General features: G+C 58.5%; 11 protein-coding genes. 8 read left to right on the top strand and 3 right to left on the bottom strand.

Going from position 1 to position 15,714, the window contains the following annotated elements; genetic code table 11:
• Positions 1-3 precede the first annotated feature (3 nt).
• The 6 genes from AGR2A_RS08190 to dnaE all read left to right on the top strand — a co-directional run bounded on the left by AGR2A_RS08190 (position 4) and on the right by dnaE (position 10,209).
• Positions 4-1,671, top strand: coding sequence for a ribonuclease J (locus tag AGR2A_RS08190; RefSeq protein ID WP_072494306.1), 1,668 nt, complete (start codon positions 4-6; stop codon positions 1,669-1,671).
• A 131-nt stretch (positions 1,672-1,802) separates the two neighbouring features.
• Positions 1,803-2,108, top strand: a complete 306-nt coding sequence (locus AGR2A_RS08195; protein ID WP_045534073.1) for a DUF1467 family protein — start codon at positions 1,803-1,805, stop codon at positions 2,106-2,108.
• A gap of 659 nt (positions 2,109-2,767) precedes the next feature.
• Positions 2,768-4,090, top strand: coding sequence for a proline--tRNA ligase (proS, locus tag AGR2A_RS08200; protein ID WP_006697999.1), 1,323 nt, complete (start codon positions 2,768-2,770; stop codon positions 4,088-4,090).
• Positions 4,091-4,209: 119 nt separating this feature from the next.
• Entirely contained in the window at positions 4,210-5,517 is a 1,308-nt protein-coding gene (locus AGR2A_RS08205; protein ID WP_072494307.1) for a lipoprotein-releasing ABC transporter permease subunit, read from the top strand.
• Positions 5,514-6,215, top strand: a complete 702-nt coding sequence (locus AGR2A_RS08210) for an ABC transporter ATP-binding protein (protein ID WP_435653672.1) — start codon at positions 5,514-5,516, stop codon at positions 6,213-6,215. The genes AGR2A_RS08205 and AGR2A_RS08210 overlap by 4 nt, the downstream gene beginning before the upstream one ends.
• A gap of 493 nt (positions 6,216-6,708) precedes the next feature.
• Positions 6,709-10,209, top strand: coding sequence for a DNA polymerase III subunit alpha (gene dnaE / locus AGR2A_RS08215; protein WP_004441347.1), 3,501 nt, complete (start codon positions 6,709-6,711; stop codon positions 10,207-10,209).
• Between the two features lie 23 nt (positions 10,210-10,232).
• On the opposite strand, the gene AGR2A_RS08220 is transcribed toward dnaE, so the two are convergent.
• The 3 genes from AGR2A_RS08220 to AGR2A_RS08230 form a co-directional block, all read right to left on the bottom strand.
• Positions 10,233-11,471 (bottom strand): L,D-transpeptidase family protein, encoded by a 1,239-nt coding sequence (locus AGR2A_RS08220; RefSeq protein WP_072494309.1) that lies wholly within the window; start codon positions 11,469-11,471, stop codon positions 10,233-10,235.
• A gap of 166 nt (positions 11,472-11,637) precedes the next feature.
• The gene (locus tag AGR2A_RS08225; RefSeq protein ID WP_072494310.1) at positions 11,638-12,921 is read right to left on the bottom strand and encodes a DNA polymerase IV; all 1,284 of its coding nucleotides are present in this window, start codon (positions 12,919-12,921) and stop codon (positions 11,638-11,640) included.
• Positions 12,922-12,990: 69 nt separating this feature from the next.
• The gene (locus AGR2A_RS08230; protein ID WP_004441355.1) at positions 12,991-13,299 is read right to left on the bottom strand and encodes a DUF3572 domain-containing protein; all 309 of its coding nucleotides are present in this window, start codon (positions 13,297-13,299) and stop codon (positions 12,991-12,993) included.
• Between the two features lie 131 nt (positions 13,300-13,430).
• Here AGR2A_RS08230 and AGR2A_RS08235 point away from each other — a divergent pair, with 131 nt between their 5' ends.
• Both AGR2A_RS08235 and AGR2A_RS08240 read left to right on the top strand, forming a co-directional pair.
• On the top strand, positions 13,431-13,802 hold the full coding sequence (locus AGR2A_RS08235) for a response regulator (protein WP_003521498.1): 372 nt from the start codon (positions 13,431-13,433) through the stop codon (positions 13,800-13,802).
• An 18-nt stretch (positions 13,803-13,820) separates the two neighbouring features.
• Complete coding sequence (locus tag AGR2A_RS08240; protein WP_004441356.1) at positions 13,821-15,191, top strand: PleD family two-component system response regulator; 1,371 nt, start codon at positions 13,821-13,823, stop codon at positions 15,189-15,191.
• Positions 15,192-15,714 lie beyond the last annotated feature (523 nt).

Raw genomic sequence — 15,714 nt, forward strand, 5'->3', positions numbered from 1 at the left:
ACAATGGCTCAACAGGACGAACTGGTTTTTGTGCCGCTTGGCGGCGTGGGTGAAATCGGCATGAATCTGGCGCTTTACGGCTACGGGCCGGCGAGCAAGCGCCAGTGGATCATGGTGGATTGCGGCGTGACCTTTGCCGGTCTCGATCTGCCTGGTGTCGATCTCGTGCTGCCCGATATCAGCTATATCGAGGCGCAGAAAAAGAACCTCAAGGGCATCATCATCACCCACGCGCATGAGGACCACTATGGTGCGCTGAACGATCTCTGGCCCGGCCTCAACGTGCCGGTCTATGCGTCTGCCTTCACCGCCGGCATGCTGGAGGCGAAGCGCTCTTATGAAGGCAGCCGTGCGGAAATTCCGATCACGCCGTTCAAGGCGGGTGACCGCATCAATGTTGGTCCCTTCGAAATCGAAGCGGTTGGCGTCAATCACTCCATCCCCGAACCGATGTCGCTGGTCATCCGCACACCGCTCGGTAATGTCATCCATACCGGTGACTGGAAGATCGATGAGGCGCCTTCACTTGGGCCGTTGACGGATGAAGCCCGCTTCCGCGCCATCGGCGAAGAGGGCGTGCTGGCGCTGATGTGCGACAGCACGAACTCCGTGCGTGATGGTGTATCGCCTTCCGAGCATGAGGTTTCGGAAGGTCTGCGCCAGATCATCGAAAATGCCGAAGGCCGCGTGGCCGTTACCACCTTCTCCTCCAATGTCGGGCGCATCCGCTCGATCGCGCAGGCGGCTGAGGCTGCCGGTCGTGAAGTGCTGCTGCTCGGCTCGTCGCTGAAGCGTGTCGTCAACGTGTCGCAGGACCTCGGCATTATGGAAGGCATCAAGCCGTTCCTCGCTGAAGATGAATTCGGTTATATTCCGCGTGATCGTGTGGTGCTGATCCTGACGGGTTCGCAGGGGGAACCGCGTGCCGCTCTCGCCAAGCTTTCCCGTGATGAGATGCGCAATGTGGCGCTCGCCTCCGGCGATACGGTCGTCTTTTCGTCACGCGCAATCCCAGGCAACGAAAAGGCGATCATCGATATCAAGAACGGCCTGATCGAACAGGGCGTCCACATCGTCACCGACAATGAGGCGCTCGTTCACGTCTCCGGCCATCCGCGCCGTAACGAGCTTCTGAAGATGTATGAATGGACGAAGCCGCAGATCGTCGTGCCTGTGCACGGCGAGGCGGCGCATCTGGTGGCGCAGAAGGAACTGGCCGAACAGGCCGGCATTTCGCAGGTGCCGAAGGTGCGCAACGGCAACGTTCTGCGCCTTGCACCCGGCCCGGCGGAAGTAATCGATGACGTGCCGCATGGCCGCGTCTTCAAGGACGGCAATCTCGTCGGTGACATGGACGAGATGGGCATCAGCAATCGCCGCAAGCTCTCCTTCGCCGGCCACGTCGCCGTCAACGTCGTGCTGGACAGCCGTTACGACTTCCTCGGCGATCCCGATGTCGTGCCTTTCGGCCTGCCGGAATTCGATGATGAGGATGAGGCGATGGAGGACACGCTTTATGACGCCGTGCTCGGCGCCGTCGAGAGCATTCCGCGCGCCCGCCGCAAGGATCTGGAACTGCTGCGTGAAGCCGTGCGTCGCGCCGTACGCGCCGCCGCCAACCAGAGCTGGGGCAAGAAGCCGATCGTGACGGTTTTTGTAACCAAGGTCTGAGCCGGCCGTCCGGCCGATTGGCCGGCCCCCCTGTCTCTTCCTCGCTGATTTCTGAGCCGCGCCGCAAAGCGCGGCTCTTCTCTTTTTCTTTTAGGATTTCTTGCGGAGAAGTGATTCCGATCTGCGGATGAATGCGTTACAAGAAGCCCATTGTGCAGGAGGATCACATGCCGCTTCTTTCGGCCTTCGCCGTTTATTTCATCGTCTGGTGGACGGTGCTTTTCATCGTGTTGCCGATTGGCCTGCGCACCCAGGATGAAGACGGAGATGTCGCACTGGGCACGGTCGCCAGCGCACCCTCCCGCTTCAAGGGCGGGCGGATCGTTTTGTGGACGACCCTGATCTCGGCTTTGATCTGTGGCCTATGGTATGGCGGAACCTGGTGGTTCGGTGTCAGCCTTGATGATCTGCCGAGAATTATTCCCGTTTTCGACTAAAGACAGCGGGGCGGTATCCGCCCCAGTCGCGTCTTGAAGGGTCGGCCCGAGAACGAACCCCGGAACTGCCTAAGCATCGGGCAGTCCGCCATCAATCCGGCCAAACACTGTCATATGGATGTCATATCTATCGTGCACACAGCAGGAGCTTGCTGATCTCGATTCATAGCGGAACTCTGCGGAATGACGAAGCGAGCGGGGCAATTTGCCAGGGCAAAAAAAAACAAGGCCTTTCAGCCTTGTTTTCCAGTTTTCGCGTGATCTGTAACCGTTACCGGGGCTGCGAACGAGCGCGCCTAAGATCTGATCCTCCCAAGACTGACCGCGAAAATGACAAGAATTTAAACTTCCTGCCTCTTTTGTAAGCTAAAGCTAGCTCAAACCCCCAGCCTTGTCATCTCATTTTTTGCATATTTGTTACAGTCGGCAAAAAATTCCCTGTGGTGCATTTTGTCGCACCCTATCCAGAATAATATTTCGGCCAAAGCGTTTTGACGCGAATTAACTATCGCGAAAATACAACGAAATGCCCATTAAACGCTCTTTTCATGGCGGGTTTTCATCCGCCCCGGAAACGGCTATATCCGGCGCCAATATCCCTCTATTCGGGGCGATTCCCGCAGCTTCGCGCGCTATCGTCCGCATCAATGGAAGCCGTCATGCGTCTCAGCCGTTATTTCATGCCCATCCTGAAGGAAAATCCCAAGGAAGCGGAAATCGTTTCTCACCGTCTCATGCTGCGCGCCGGCATGATCCGGCAGCAGTCGGCTGGCATTTATTCCTGGCTGCCGCTGGGCAAGCGTGTGCTGGACAAGGTCAACAAGATTATCCGCGAGGAGCAGAACCGCTCCGGCGCCATCGAGCTTCTGATGCCGACCCTGCAATCCGCGGAACTCTGGCAGGAAAGCGGCCGTTACGACGACTACGGTAAGGAGATGCTGCGCATCAAGGACCGTCAGGATCGCCAGATGCTCTACGGCCCCACCAATGAGGAGATGATCACCGACATCTTCCGTTCCTATGTGAAGTCCTACAAGAACCTGCCGCTGAACCTCTATCATATTCAGTTGAAGTTCCGCGACGAGGTGCGTCCACGCTTCGGCACGATGCGCTCGCGCGAATTCCTGATGAAGGACGCCTATTCCTTTGACCTGACCAAGGAAGACGCGATCCATTCCTATAACAAGATGTTCGTGGCTTACCTGCGCACGTTCGAACGTCTCGGCCTGCGCGCTATTCCCATGCGTGCCGACACAGGTCCGATCGGCGGCAATCACAGCCATGAATTCATCATTCTGGCTGATACCGGCGAATCCGAAGTCTTCTGCCACAAGAGCTTCCTGGACCGCGCCATTCCCGCCGAAAACACCGATTTCGATGATGTTGCAGCGTTGCAGGGCGTGTTTGACGAATGGACAGCCGATTACGCCGCCACCTCCGAAATGCATGACGAGGCCGCCTATGACGCCATTCCCGAGGGCGAGCGCCTTTCGGCACGCGGCATCGAAGTCGGCCACATCTTCTATTTCGGCACCAAATATTCCGAACCGATGGGCGCGAAAGTGCAGGGCAAGGATGGCAAGGAACATCCTGTCCACATGGGTTCCTATGGCATCGGCCCGACACGCCTTGTTCCCGCCATCATTGAAGCATCGCATGACGAGAACGGAATCATCTGGCCGGCTTCGGTCGCTCCTTTCGACGTCGTGATCATCAACATGAAGGCTGGAGACGCGGCCTGCGATGCTGCTTGCGAAAAGCTGTATTATTCGCTCTCCAACGCCGGCAAGGATGTTCTCTACGACGATACGGACGACCGTGCAGGCCAGAAATTCGCCACCGCCGACCTCATCGGTGTGCCGCTGCAGATCATCGTCGGTCCGCGCTCCGTCGCGAATGGCGAGGTCGAGGTCAAGGAGCGCAAAACCGGCGAACGGGAAACCGTGACGATCGAGGCGGCGATGAACAGGGTGCTCGGCTAAGCGAGCGGAAACCGGAGCGGCTTCACCAGAAGTCCGCTCCGGTTTCGTCGCACAGCCGCAGAAAGAGGGGCCGGTTTTAGGAAAAGACCGGCCTTGCAGTTTGAGATCAGGGAGACGACATGGCACAAGCCGAAGCTGAAAAGGGTGCGGCTGTTTCCGCCGGGGCAAAGACCGCCCGGCCGTTTTCCGCTTTTGAACGTATGGTGGCCTGGCGTTACCTGCGCTCGCGGCGCAAGGAAGCCTTCATTTCCGTCATTGCCGGTTTTTCCTTTGTCGGCATTATGCTGGGCGTGGCGACGCTCATCATCGTCATGGCCGTCATGAACGGTTTCCGCACGGAATTGATCTCCCGCATTCTTGGCATCAACGGCCACATGATCGTTCAGCCGATCGACCAGCCCTTGAATAATTACGATGAGCTGGCGAAGAAGTTCGCCGCCGTCCCCGGCGTTACCATGGCCTTGCCGCTGGTGGAAGGCCAGACGCTTGCCTCCGGCCGCGGTGGTGCGGGCTCCGGCGCGCTGGTGCGCGGCGTGCGCCAGGAAGACATCGACAAGGTCAAGGAAGTAGCGACCAACATCAAGACCGGCGATCTCGTTGGCTTTATGGCCGGAGACGGCGTCCTCGTTGGTTCCAGGCTCGCATCGCAACTGGGTGTAACGGCTGGCGACGATATCACCCTCATATCACCGGAAGGTGACGTGACGCCGATGGGTGTCAATCCCCGCGTGAAATCCTACAAGATTTCCGGTGTCTTTGAGATCGGTATGTCCGAATATGACGCCTCGATGATCTACATGCCGCTCTCCGAGGCGCAGCTCTATTTCAACGCTGACGGCGTCGTGCAGTCCATCGAGCTTTATGTAAGCCGCCCGGATGACGTCGATGGCATCCGCCCGCTGGTGGAGCAGGCGGCCGAACGGCAGGTCTACATCACCGATTGGCGGCAGCGGAACCAGACCTTCTTTTCCGCCCTGCAGGTGGAGCGGAACGTGATGTTCATGATCCTGACCCTCATCGTTCTTGTGGCGGCGCTCAACATCATTTCCGGCCTGATCATGCTGGTAAAGGACAAGGGCAGCGATATCGCCATTCTGCGCACCATGGGCGCAAGCTCAGGTGCCGTCATGCGCATCTTTTTCATGACCGGCGCGGCGATCGGCACGGTCGGCACCTTCGCTGGCGTGGCGCTTGGCGTCATCGTCTGCCTCAATGTCGAATCCATCCGCCAGTTCTTCTCGTGGATTTCGGGCACGGTGCTGTTTGATCCGCAGCTCTACTTCCTCAGCCAGCTTCCGGCCGAAATGGATGTTGGTGAAACCATCACCGTCGTCATCATGGCCCTGACGCTCTCTTTCCTGGCAACGATCTTCCCGGCCTGGCGTGCTTCCAAGCTCGATCCGGTGCAGGCCCTGCGTTACGAATAAGGACCGCTTCGCAATATGGCAAAAAAACAGTGCTGCGGCTTACCGACGTCGAGAGAACCTATGGTCAGGGCGAGACGTCGCTTTCCATTCTGCGCAAGGCGGATTTCCAGCTGAAAAGCGGTGAGATGGTGGCGCTGGTTGCCCCCTCCGGTACCGGCAAATCCACCCTGTTGCATCTCGCCGGGCTTCTCGAACATCCAGACGCCGGCGAAGTCTATATCAACGATGCGCCCTGCAACGGCCTGCCGGATGAGACGCGTACGGCGATCCGCCGCAGCGACATCGGCTTCGTTTATCAGTTCCACCATCTGCTGCCCGAGTTTTCGGCAGTTGAGAACGTGATGATGCCGCAGCTCATCGCCGGCCTGTCACAGGCGGAGGCGCGTAAACGCGCGAGTGCGCTTCTGGATTACATGCGGGTGGGGCATCGTGGCGAACACCGTCCGGCCGAGCTCTCCGGGGGTGAACAGCAGCGCGTCGCCATTGCCCGCGCCGTCGCCAATGCACCGCTCCTGCTGCTGGCGGACGAGCCGACTGGCAATCTCGATCCGGAGACCGCCTCTTATGTCTTCGACGCACTGGAGGCGCTGGTTCGCCAGTCCGGCCTCGCAGCGCTGATCGCGACACATAACCACGAGCTCGCCGGCCGGATGGATCGCCGCGTAACGCTCGCCGAGGGCAAGATCGTCGATTTTTGATCTGACCGAGCCTGTCCCGCCATCCACCGACCCCGAACGGCGAGCAAGGCGAGGGATCGGATGCGCCCTCGACGGTGGCTAGCCGCTTGGCTGCCGCGAGCAGGGATTTTTCCAAGTTTCATTTTTTGAACCCGGAGGATTTTTCTTCCGGGTTTTTCGCTTTGGAGTCAGCGGCTTGCGGTCTTCGAAGCGGGAACCGAAAGCGATTCTGCCACGTTGGCAAGGAGAACATCAGCAGAACCCTGTTGACAATCGAACGAAATGAGAACAAAGTTGGAACATAACGAGTAAGGAGAGACCAATGACTGATTTCATCCGTGACGTTGCCGCTTTCACCTCCATTGCTGTCTTCGTTGCCAGCTTTTCGGTAATCCTCACCGCGCTGTGAAGAAGATACCGGCGCAGAAGCCTGTATGGACGTCGCAAAGCGGTGGACATCAAGCGCCGGAAATCGGAAAATCGCCCCCGTGATTCAGAATGACAGGATGATGATATGGGCGATACGGTTGTGCGGGCAGAAACCTCTGACGAAAACCTGAACACCCCGGGTTTCGTTCATCTCCGGGTTCATTCCGCTTACTCCCTGCTTGAAGGGGCTCTGCCCCTCAAGAAAATCATGTCCAAGGCCGTTTCAGACGGCCAGCCGGCCATTGCCATTACAGATACCAACAACCTTTTCGTTGCGCTGGAGTTTTCCGAAAAGGCGCGGGATGAGGGTTTGCAGCCCATCATCGGCTGCCAGCTGTCGATCGACATGCAGGATGCGGCGGAGGATCGCCGCAATCACAACAGCCACCTTCAGAAACTTCCCGCTATCGTTCTTCTCGCCGCCGATGCCGAAGGGTATGAGCGGCTGGTGGATCTTGTGAGCCGTGCCTATCTTGAGGGCGAGGGCAGTGGCCATTCCGTGCACATTACCCGCGCATGGCTGGAAGAGGACTCAAATGCGGGCTTGATCGCGCTGACCGGCGCTTCCGGCGGCCCGGTGGATATGGCCTTGAGGGAAGGTCATGCCGCCCAGGCGAAGGAACGGCTGCTGACACTGAAGTCACTCTTCGGTGACCGGCTTTATATCGAATTGCAGCGCCAGTCCGGATATGACCGTTCGCATGAGCGGCGTATGATCGGCCTCGCTTATGACCATGATATTCCGCTGGTTGCCACAAACGAGGCGTTCTTCCCGTCAAAGGCCGACTACGAAGCGCATGACGCGTTGATGGCGGTGGCGCATAATGCCATTGTTTCGGACGACAGCCGCTTTCGCCTGACGCCCGACCATTACCTCAAAAGTCGAGAAGAAATGACGGCGTTGTTTGCAGACCTGCCGGAGGCGCTGGACAATACCGTCGAGATTGCGTTGCGCTGCTCTTATGTGCTGAAGAAGCGCGGGCCTATCCTGCCACGTTTCACCGGCGCCAGCGATGATCCTGAGGCGGCGGAACGCGCCGAAGCGGAAGAGCTTCGACGTCAGGCGGTGGAGGGGCTGGATCAGCGCCTTGCCGCGCTCGGTATGGCGCCCGGTTATACGGAACAGGATTATCGCGAGCGGCTCGATTTCGAACTCGGCGTCATCTCGCGCATGAAGTTCCCCGGTTATTTCCTGATCGTTGCCGACTTCATCAAATGGGCCAAGCAGCACGATATCCCGGTCGGGCCGGGCCGTGGTTCGGGCGCGGGTTCGCTCGTCGCTTATGCGCTGACGATTACCGATGTCGATCCGCTGCGTTTCTCACTGCTGTTCGAACGCTTCCTTAATCCTGAACGCGTGTCGATGCCCGACTTCGACATCGATTTCTGCCAGGATCGTCGCGAAGAAGTGATCCGCTACGTTCAGGCCAAATACGGCCGCGAGCAGGTGGCGCAGATCATCACCTTCGGTTCGCTCCAGGCGCGCGCGGCCCTGCGCGACGTCGGCCGCGTGCTGGAAATGCCCTACGGGCAGGTGGACAAGATCTGCAAGCTGGTGCCCAACAACCCGGCCAACCCGACGCCGCTTTCGAAGGCGATCGAGGAGGAGCCGCGCCTGCAGGAAGAAGCGGACAGGGAGCCTGTTGTCGCCCGCCTGCTGGATATCGCCCAGAAGATCGAGGGGCTTTATCGCCACGCCTCAACCCATGCTGCCGGTATCGTCATCGGCGACCGCCCGCTGTCGAAGCTGGTGCCGATGTATCGCGATCCGCGGTCCGATATGCCGGTCACCCAGTTCAATATGAAGTGGGTTGAAAGCGCCGGCCTCGTCAAATTCGACTTTCTTGGCCTGAAAACGCTGACGGTGCTGAAGGTGGCCGTCGATTTTGTCGCCAAGCGCGGCATCAAGGTGGATCTCGCCGCCATCCCGCTCGATGACGCCAAGACGTATGAAATGCTGTCGCGCGGTGAGACCATCGGCGTGTTCCAGGTGGAAAGTGCCGGCATGCGCAAGGCGCTGATCGGCATGCGGCCGGACTGCATCGAGGATATCATTGCTCTGGTGGCACTATATCGTCCCGGCCCGATGGAAAACATCCCCGTTTATAACGCCCGCAAACATGGCGAAGAAGAGCTGGAGTCGATCCACCCGACCATCGACCATCTGCTGAAGGAAACACAGGGCGTTATCGTTTATCAGGAACAGGTGATGCAGATCGCCCAGGTTCTGTCGGGTTATTCGCTTGGCGAAGCCGATCTTCTGCGCCGCGCCATGGGTAAGAAGATCAAGGAGGAAATGGACAAGCAGCGCGAACGCTTCGTTGATGGCGCCATCAAGAACGGTGTCTCGAAACCGCAGGCCGACACCATCTTCGATCTCCTCGCAAAATTTGCCAATTACGGCTTCAACAAGAGCCATGCCGCGGCCTATGCCATCGTCTCCTACCAGACGGCCTATATGAAGGCGCATTATCCGGTGGAGTTCCTGGCGGCCTCCATGACGCTCGATATGGCCAATACGGAAAAGCTCAACGATTTCCGTCAGGACGCCGGTCGTCTCGGCATTGAAATCGTCGCGCCGTCCGTCCAGACCTCGTTCCGCCAGTTCGAAACGGGCGAGAACCGCATTTATTATTCGTTGGCTGCCATCAAGGGTGTTGGCGAAGGAGCGGTCGAACATATCGTCGCGATCCGCGGCGACAAGCCGTTCACGAGCCTCGAGGATTTCTGCCTGCGCATCGACCCCAAGCAGATCAACCGTCGTGTGCTCGAGAGTCTCATCAATGCCGGGGCTTTTGATTGTTTCGGCCGCGACCGCGCAGAGCTGATCGGCGGGCTGGACCGTATCATCGGTTATGCTCAGATGGCGCAGAACAACCGCACCATCGGCCAGTCGGACATGTTCGGCTCGGGCGGCGGCAATGGCCCGGAAAAGCTGGTGCTTCCTGCCTTCCAGCCCTGGCTTGCCTCGGAAAAGCTGCTGCGCGAATATCAGGTTCTCGGTTTCTACCTCACGGCCCACCCGCTCGATACCTATCGCCCCGTACTAGAAAAATTGCGCGTGCAGAATTTCGCCGATTTTTCCGCGGCTGTGAAACAGGGTGCGACTGCCGGGCGTCTTGCCGGCACGGTTACCGGCAAACAGGAGCGAAAGACGCGCACCGGCAACAAGATGGGTATCGTCACCTTCTCGGATGCTTCAGGGCAATATGAGGCGGTATTGTTTTCCGAAGGTCTCGGCCAGTACCGCGACCTGCTTGAGGTCGGCAAGTCGTTGGTGATCACGGTGCAGGCGGAAGAGCGCCCTGAAGGTATCGGTCTGCGCATCCAGACGGCGCAGTCGCTGGAAGAAAAATCCGTGCAGATGCAGAAGGCACTGCGTGTTTATGTGCGTGATTCCGGCCCGCTGAAAACGGTTGCCCGCCACCTCAACACCAGGGGTGACGGCTCGGTCTATTTCATCGTTATCAAGGATGAGGGGAGCCGCGAGATCGAGGTGGAACTGACGGAGAAATACCGTATTTCGCCTGAAATAGCCGCTGCTCTTCGGTCAGCCCCCGGTGTCGTTGATGTGGAACTGGTGTGAGGCGCAGCGCCTTCGCGCCTCGCTCAGACCGGCCCTTCCTTCGTCACGGTGATGAAGTCCGTTCCCGTTCCTGTCTCCATCTGGTGACTGAGGTCGGAAACGGTGATGGAGCTTCCGCTTGAAAGTTCCTGCTCAATCCGGGCGCGTATGTCCTGCGGTATGTCGAGACGGCTGAGCACGGCACTCAACTGGTCGAAACCGCCGGGCGCTTCGGTAACGGTGATGCCGAGCCGCTTGCGGGCAGCGGCTGGCAGATGATTGTCGAGCGTTACGCCGTTCCATTCCGCGGTTCCGGCAGCGCGATCCACGGACACCGCCTCGAAAAAATGGGTTCCGAGCGCGACTTCAGGATCCTTGATGTCGATGGCGGCCTCAAAAAGCGGCTTGAAGTCCTGCCGCACCATGATCTGCCCGGTTGGCGGGTGGTCTTCATCGGCGGAGGCATAAAGCGCCGCCACGAAAGCGTCGGTCAGAAGGGGCCCTGACGTTTTCAGCCCCTTCCACCGCTTGAAACCGTTGATGGCGCTGATCGTCATCTCCCCGGCATAACCGTCGGCCGAACCGGCATCGAAGCCGAGACGGGTAAGCACGGTCTGAATATCCATTACCCTTTCCCGCTCGCCACGTCTTGTGATGAGAATGCGCAGCGGTGAAGGCTCTCTCGCCTTCGCCGTCGATTTGATCGCCTGGGTTTTTTCATTGACGGCGACCTCGACCGCGCCCAGAGCCGCATCGAAGCTCGCGGGCCGCAACTCTACATCCGACAGAAGCAGCTTGCCGTCATCTGCGTCGTCACGCGGCGAAAACAGCGCCGGATGTTGCACAAAGCGCAGCGAGACCGGGCGGTCGGTGATGATGACATGCACCCCTGTACGCGTATCACCGAAGAGTGACTTCGCGAATTTGGAAGGCAGGCGCACACAGCCGTGGGAAGCCGGATAGTTCGGCACCTTGCCCTCGTGCAGCGCGATGCCGGACCAGGTCAGTCGCTGCATGAACGGCATGGGGGCGGCCGAATAGATATTCGACTCGTGGTATTTCCGCTTCTCTAGAATGGAGAATATGCCGCTCGGTGTCTCATGCCCGGCCTTGCCGGTCGAGACTTTGGAGGTGGCGATGATTTCACCATTTTCATAAAGCGCGAGCGACTGGTCACTTTTCGATACAAGTATCTGGAGGGACCTGCTGTCAGCGGCGAGCGCCGGAAAGGCGAGAATGCTGGCCGACAGCATGCCGGCCATAAGACGGAGGCGAAGGGACATGACGCAATACACCACATGCACAAAACTTCCCTCACTCAACCACGCTAAGTTTAATGAAGTTTAAGGGCGGCGCTGCCGCGCTATCACTAATTTGTGTAAAATCTAAAATAAATAGTTCGGGAGATCGATGCGCCGATATGTCGGCCGAAGGGCTTAACGGGTTCGGTTATTTCCGCGAGCCAAACGTATAGCCGGTCTCGACGCTGCCCTTGCCGAACCTGTCGCGCAGCTTGTCCATTGCCGCTTCCGCCGCGGCCCGGCGCCCCGCCTGTCTGTCGACGAGATCGGGAGGATCGGCAAGGCCGGCATCGCGCAGATCGCTGACACCGATGCCGAGGAGGCGAAATCTCGTGCCGTCGGTTTCCTTTTCGAGCAATGAGAGGCCGGTGCGGAAAATTCGGTCGGCTAGCTGCGTGGGGTCGTCTAGCTTGCGATTACGGGTGCGAATCCTGAAGTCGGCCGTCTTCATTTTCAAGACAACCGTATGGCCGGCAATGCCATTTTTCTTGAGCCTCCAGGCGACTTTTTCCGAGAGCGACCGCAGGATCGGCACAAGGTCCTCATGGCGGGAAATATCGTTGAAGAAGGTGGTTTCGGAGGAGACGCTTTTGGCAGGGTCGTTATTGTGCACATGCCGCTCGTCAATGCCGCGCGACAGCCGGAAGAGCCGCTGGCCCATCACGCCATAACGGCGCATCAGCTCGCTTTCCTGCATCTCCTGCAGCTGTGCGATCATGCGGATGCCGTCGGCCTCCAGCGTCGCCGCGAAGGCCTTGCCCACGCCCCAGATGGTCGTGACCGGCCGCGCCGCAAGAAACGACAGCGCTTCCGCTTCGCCAATCACGGAAAAGCCGCGGGGCTTTTGCAGGTCGGACGCGACCTTGGCGAGAAATTTACAGTAGGAAAGCCCGGCTGAAACCGTCACCCCCACTTCCTTTTCCACGCGCCGGACAAATTTCGCCAGCACGCGCGCAGGTGGATCGTGATGCAACTTCTCGGTGCCTGAAAGATCGAGAAACGCCTCGTCTATGGAAAGCGGCTGCACCAGCGGCGTCAACTCCTGCATCATCGCCCTGATTTCGCGCCCGACACGACTGTATTTCTCCATGTCAGGTTTGATGACCACGGCGTCTGGACAGGCTTCAAGCGCCTTGAACATGGGCATAGCGGAGCGCACGCCCTGAATACGGGCAATATAACAGGCCGTGGAAACCACCCCGCGCTTGCCGCCGCCAATGATGACAGGTTTATCGGCCAGTTCCGGATTATCCCGCTTTTCAACGGAGGCATAAAAGGCATCGCAATCGATATGGGCGATGCTCAGACCGTAGAGTTCGGCGTGATAGACAAGCCGCGGGCTCCCGCAGGCACGGCAACGTCTCAGCCCCTCTGGCTGGCCGACCAGACAGTCGCGGCAAAAACCGGGATCATAAGGATGCGACGTGGACATGGGCCGAAAACAAAACCAGAACGTCGCCGACCATACTCCGGTTGTAACAACGGCTCAAGGGCTCTTCCCTTAATACACACCCGAATCCAGCCCGGGTCCGGAAAAGTGGTGCCAGGCCGCAGCCACCGTTTCGGGCGACGTGTCAGTCGCGGCGCAGAACGCCATGAGATCGGGTTCGTGGCTCATCAGGAAATCGGTGAGTCCCGCCAGAAAACCTGGATCGCTGACGGCCTGGCGCAGCATATTGGCCTGTAATCCGCTCAACGCCAGAAAGCGTCCCAGCATTTCCGGCTCGTTTGCCAGCCAGCCAAGTATGGCGGCCGCCGTTTCTTGCGGATCCTGGCTGGCATTGCCTTTGTTTTTTGTATCGCGCAGCATTTCTCACCTGAAGTTACCTATTTTGAAACCAAATCCCTCTAGCCTTGCGCAACAAATGGACGATGGAATCGGTTCTCAGCCAACTTATATGTCTGGGTGAAGGTTTCAAAGCGAAACGGGGACTGCTCACCATGCCCAAGCAGGTCATGATAGTCGAAGACAACGAGCTGAACATGAAGCTCTTTCGCGACCTGATCGAGGCGTCTGGTTATACGACGATCCAGACACGCAACGGCATGGAAGCGCTCGATCTCGCCCGCAAGCACCGGCCGGATCTGATCCTCATGGATATCCAGCTGCCGGAGGTTTCGGGGCTGGAGGTGACGAAGTGGCTGAAGGAAGATGACGAGCTGCATGTCATTCCGGTCATCGCGGTCACCGCTTTCGCCATGAAGGGAGACGAGGAGCGCATTCGCCAGGGTGGATGCGAGGCCTATGTGTCGAAGCCGATTTCCGTCCCGAAGTTCATTGAAGTCATCAAGACTTATCTGGGCGATGCGTGAGGCGACTGGGGAACGGTTATGACGGCGAGAGTTCTGGTTGTTGACGATATTCCGGCCAATGTGAAGCTTCTCGAGGCCCGGCTGGTGGCGGAGTATTTCGATGTCGTTACCGCCGAGGATGGCTTCAAGGCGCTTGCCATCTGCGATAAAGAGCAGGTCGATATCATCCTCCTCGATATCATGATGCCGGGCATGGATGGTTTCGAAGTATGCGAAAGGCTGAAAGCCAATCCGGATACGGCGCATATCCCCGTTGTGATGGTCACGGCGCTGGATCAGCCCTCGGATCGCGTGCGGGGTCTGAAGGCTGGAGCCGATGATTTCCTGACCAAGCCGGTCAATGACCTGCAGTTGATCGCCCGCGTCAAAAGCCTGGTGCGCCTGAAGGCCGTTAGCGACGAATTGCGCGTGCGCGCTGAAGCGGCCCGTCAGATTGGCATCGAAGAGATGCTGCGCAGCGATGGGCTGATGCAGACGCCGGGCCGGATTCTGGTTGCGGATGGCCGCGCCAGCTCGCAGGAGCGCATCGTTCGGGCGCTGAAGCCGGTGGCAGAGGTGGATGCCGTCACGGAGCCGCAGGCGGCCCTGCTCAAGGCGACAGGCAATCCCTTCGAGCTTGTCATCGTCAATTCGAATTTCGAAGATTACGATCCGCTGAGACTGTGCTCGCAGCTTCGCTCGCTGGAGCGGACCCGTTTCCTTCCGTTGCTCCTCGTGGCGGAGCAGGGGGCCGACGACATGGTGGCGCGCGCGCTGGATCTCGGCGTCAACGATTACATCCTTCGTCCGATCGATCCCAACGAACTCGTTGCCCGATCGCTGACGCAGATCAGGCGCAAACGCTACAATGAACATCTGCGGCTCAATCTCCAGCACACCATGGAGCTCGCCATCGTTGACGGCCTGACCGGCCTCAACAATCGTCGTTATCTCGACAATCATCTCAAGATACTCTTCGACCGCGCCGCTGTCCGCGGCCGCCCGATCTCCATCTGCATGACCGATATAGATCGCTTCAAGCTGGTCAATGATACCTATGGTCATGATGTGGGTGACGAAGTCCTGCGGGAATTTGCGGCACGCATCCGCAGCACGGTCCGCGGCGCCGATCTCGCCTGCCGCTACGGCGGCGAGGAATTTGTCGTCGTCATGCCGGACACGCCGATAGAGCTTGCTGCGAGCGTTGCCGAACGCCTGCGGACGATCGTGGAAGACAAGCCTTTCTACGTCCGTTCCATCGATCGTGAACTGAGCATCACGGCATCGCTCGGCATAGCATCCGGCAGCGGCGCCTTTGGAACGCCGGACGAACTGCTGAGGCAGGCTGACAGGGCGCTTTACGAGGCTAAACACGCCGGCCGAAACCGCGTCGTATCGGCGGCCGCCTGAACGGCTTTGCGAAGTAGCGGTGCGGGAGAATTGCACCGCCGTCCAAAATAATTTCGGACGTCTCAAGAAAACGGTAAAGGAAAGCCCGGCCTTTAGGAGCCAAGTCCCTGACTTCGCCTGTATTTTAACTTCATGCAATGAAAAGGCGAAATCGCGCGAGGCAACTAGATTTCAAGTTGAAAAATATATTGAATTCAATCTCGTGAAAAACTATAGTGTGCCAGCGTTGTATATTTAACCATGTTTTTCAGGTGACTTGTCGCTGGCTTAAGAATTTGTTGATTTTTATTTTACTTCTGCGCACACTCCTTGTTGAGAGTAACAGTTCTTCCGGCGGTTCTTCCGTCTTTTGATGATGGAATGAGAGCGGCGTGTGCCGCTGCGGTTTCGCTTGTCAGGGGCTGGTATTGCGTAGTTTGAATGCCCCATGATGCTCAGGTCCGCCGCATCTCCTGAATCGTGGGGTCGGTCGGCTGACGATGTTCGATTCGGTTCCTCGTGCCGTAACGCATCGTTGGCCGGC

Source organism: Agrobacterium genomosp. 2 str. CFBP 5494 (assembly GCF_900013495.1).
GTDB classification, from domain to species: domain Bacteria; phylum Pseudomonadota; class Alphaproteobacteria; order Rhizobiales; family Rhizobiaceae; genus Agrobacterium; species Agrobacterium pusense.

What these genes read in the sequence shown, in the direction of transcription:
- AGR2A_RS08190 (WP_072494306.1), top strand. Translation starts at nt 4, where the DNA reads ATGGCTCAACAGGACGAACTGGTTTTTGTGCCGCTTGGCGGCGTGGGT.
- AGR2A_RS08195 (WP_045534073.1), top strand. Translation starts at nt 1,803, where the DNA reads ATGCGTTACAAGAAGCCCATTGTGCAGGAGGATCACATGCCGCTTCTT.
- proS (WP_006697999.1), top strand. Translation starts at nt 2,768, where the DNA reads ATGCGTCTCAGCCGTTATTTCATGCCCATCCTGAAGGAAAATCCCAAG.
- AGR2A_RS08205 (WP_072494307.1), top strand. Translation starts at nt 4,210, where the DNA reads ATGGCACAAGCCGAAGCTGAAAAGGGTGCGGCTGTTTCCGCCGGGGCA.
- dnaE (WP_004441347.1), top strand. Translation starts at nt 6,709, where the DNA reads ATGGGCGATACGGTTGTGCGGGCAGAAACCTCTGACGAAAACCTGAAC.
- AGR2A_RS08220 (WP_072494309.1), bottom strand. Translation starts at nt 11,471, where the DNA reads ATGTCCCTTCGCCTCCGTCTTATGGCCGGCATGCTGTCGGCCAGCATT.
- AGR2A_RS08225 (WP_072494310.1), bottom strand. Translation starts at nt 12,921, where the DNA reads ATGTCCACGTCGCATCCTTATGATCCCGGTTTTTGCCGCGACTGTCTG.
- AGR2A_RS08230 (WP_004441355.1), bottom strand. Translation starts at nt 13,299, where the DNA reads ATGCTGCGCGATACAAAAAACAAAGGCAATGCCAGCCAGGATCCGCAA.
- AGR2A_RS08235 (WP_003521498.1), top strand. Translation starts at nt 13,431, where the DNA reads ATGCCCAAGCAGGTCATGATAGTCGAAGACAACGAGCTGAACATGAAG.
- AGR2A_RS08240 (WP_004441356.1), top strand. Translation starts at nt 13,821, where the DNA reads ATGACGGCGAGAGTTCTGGTTGTTGACGATATTCCGGCCAATGTGAAG.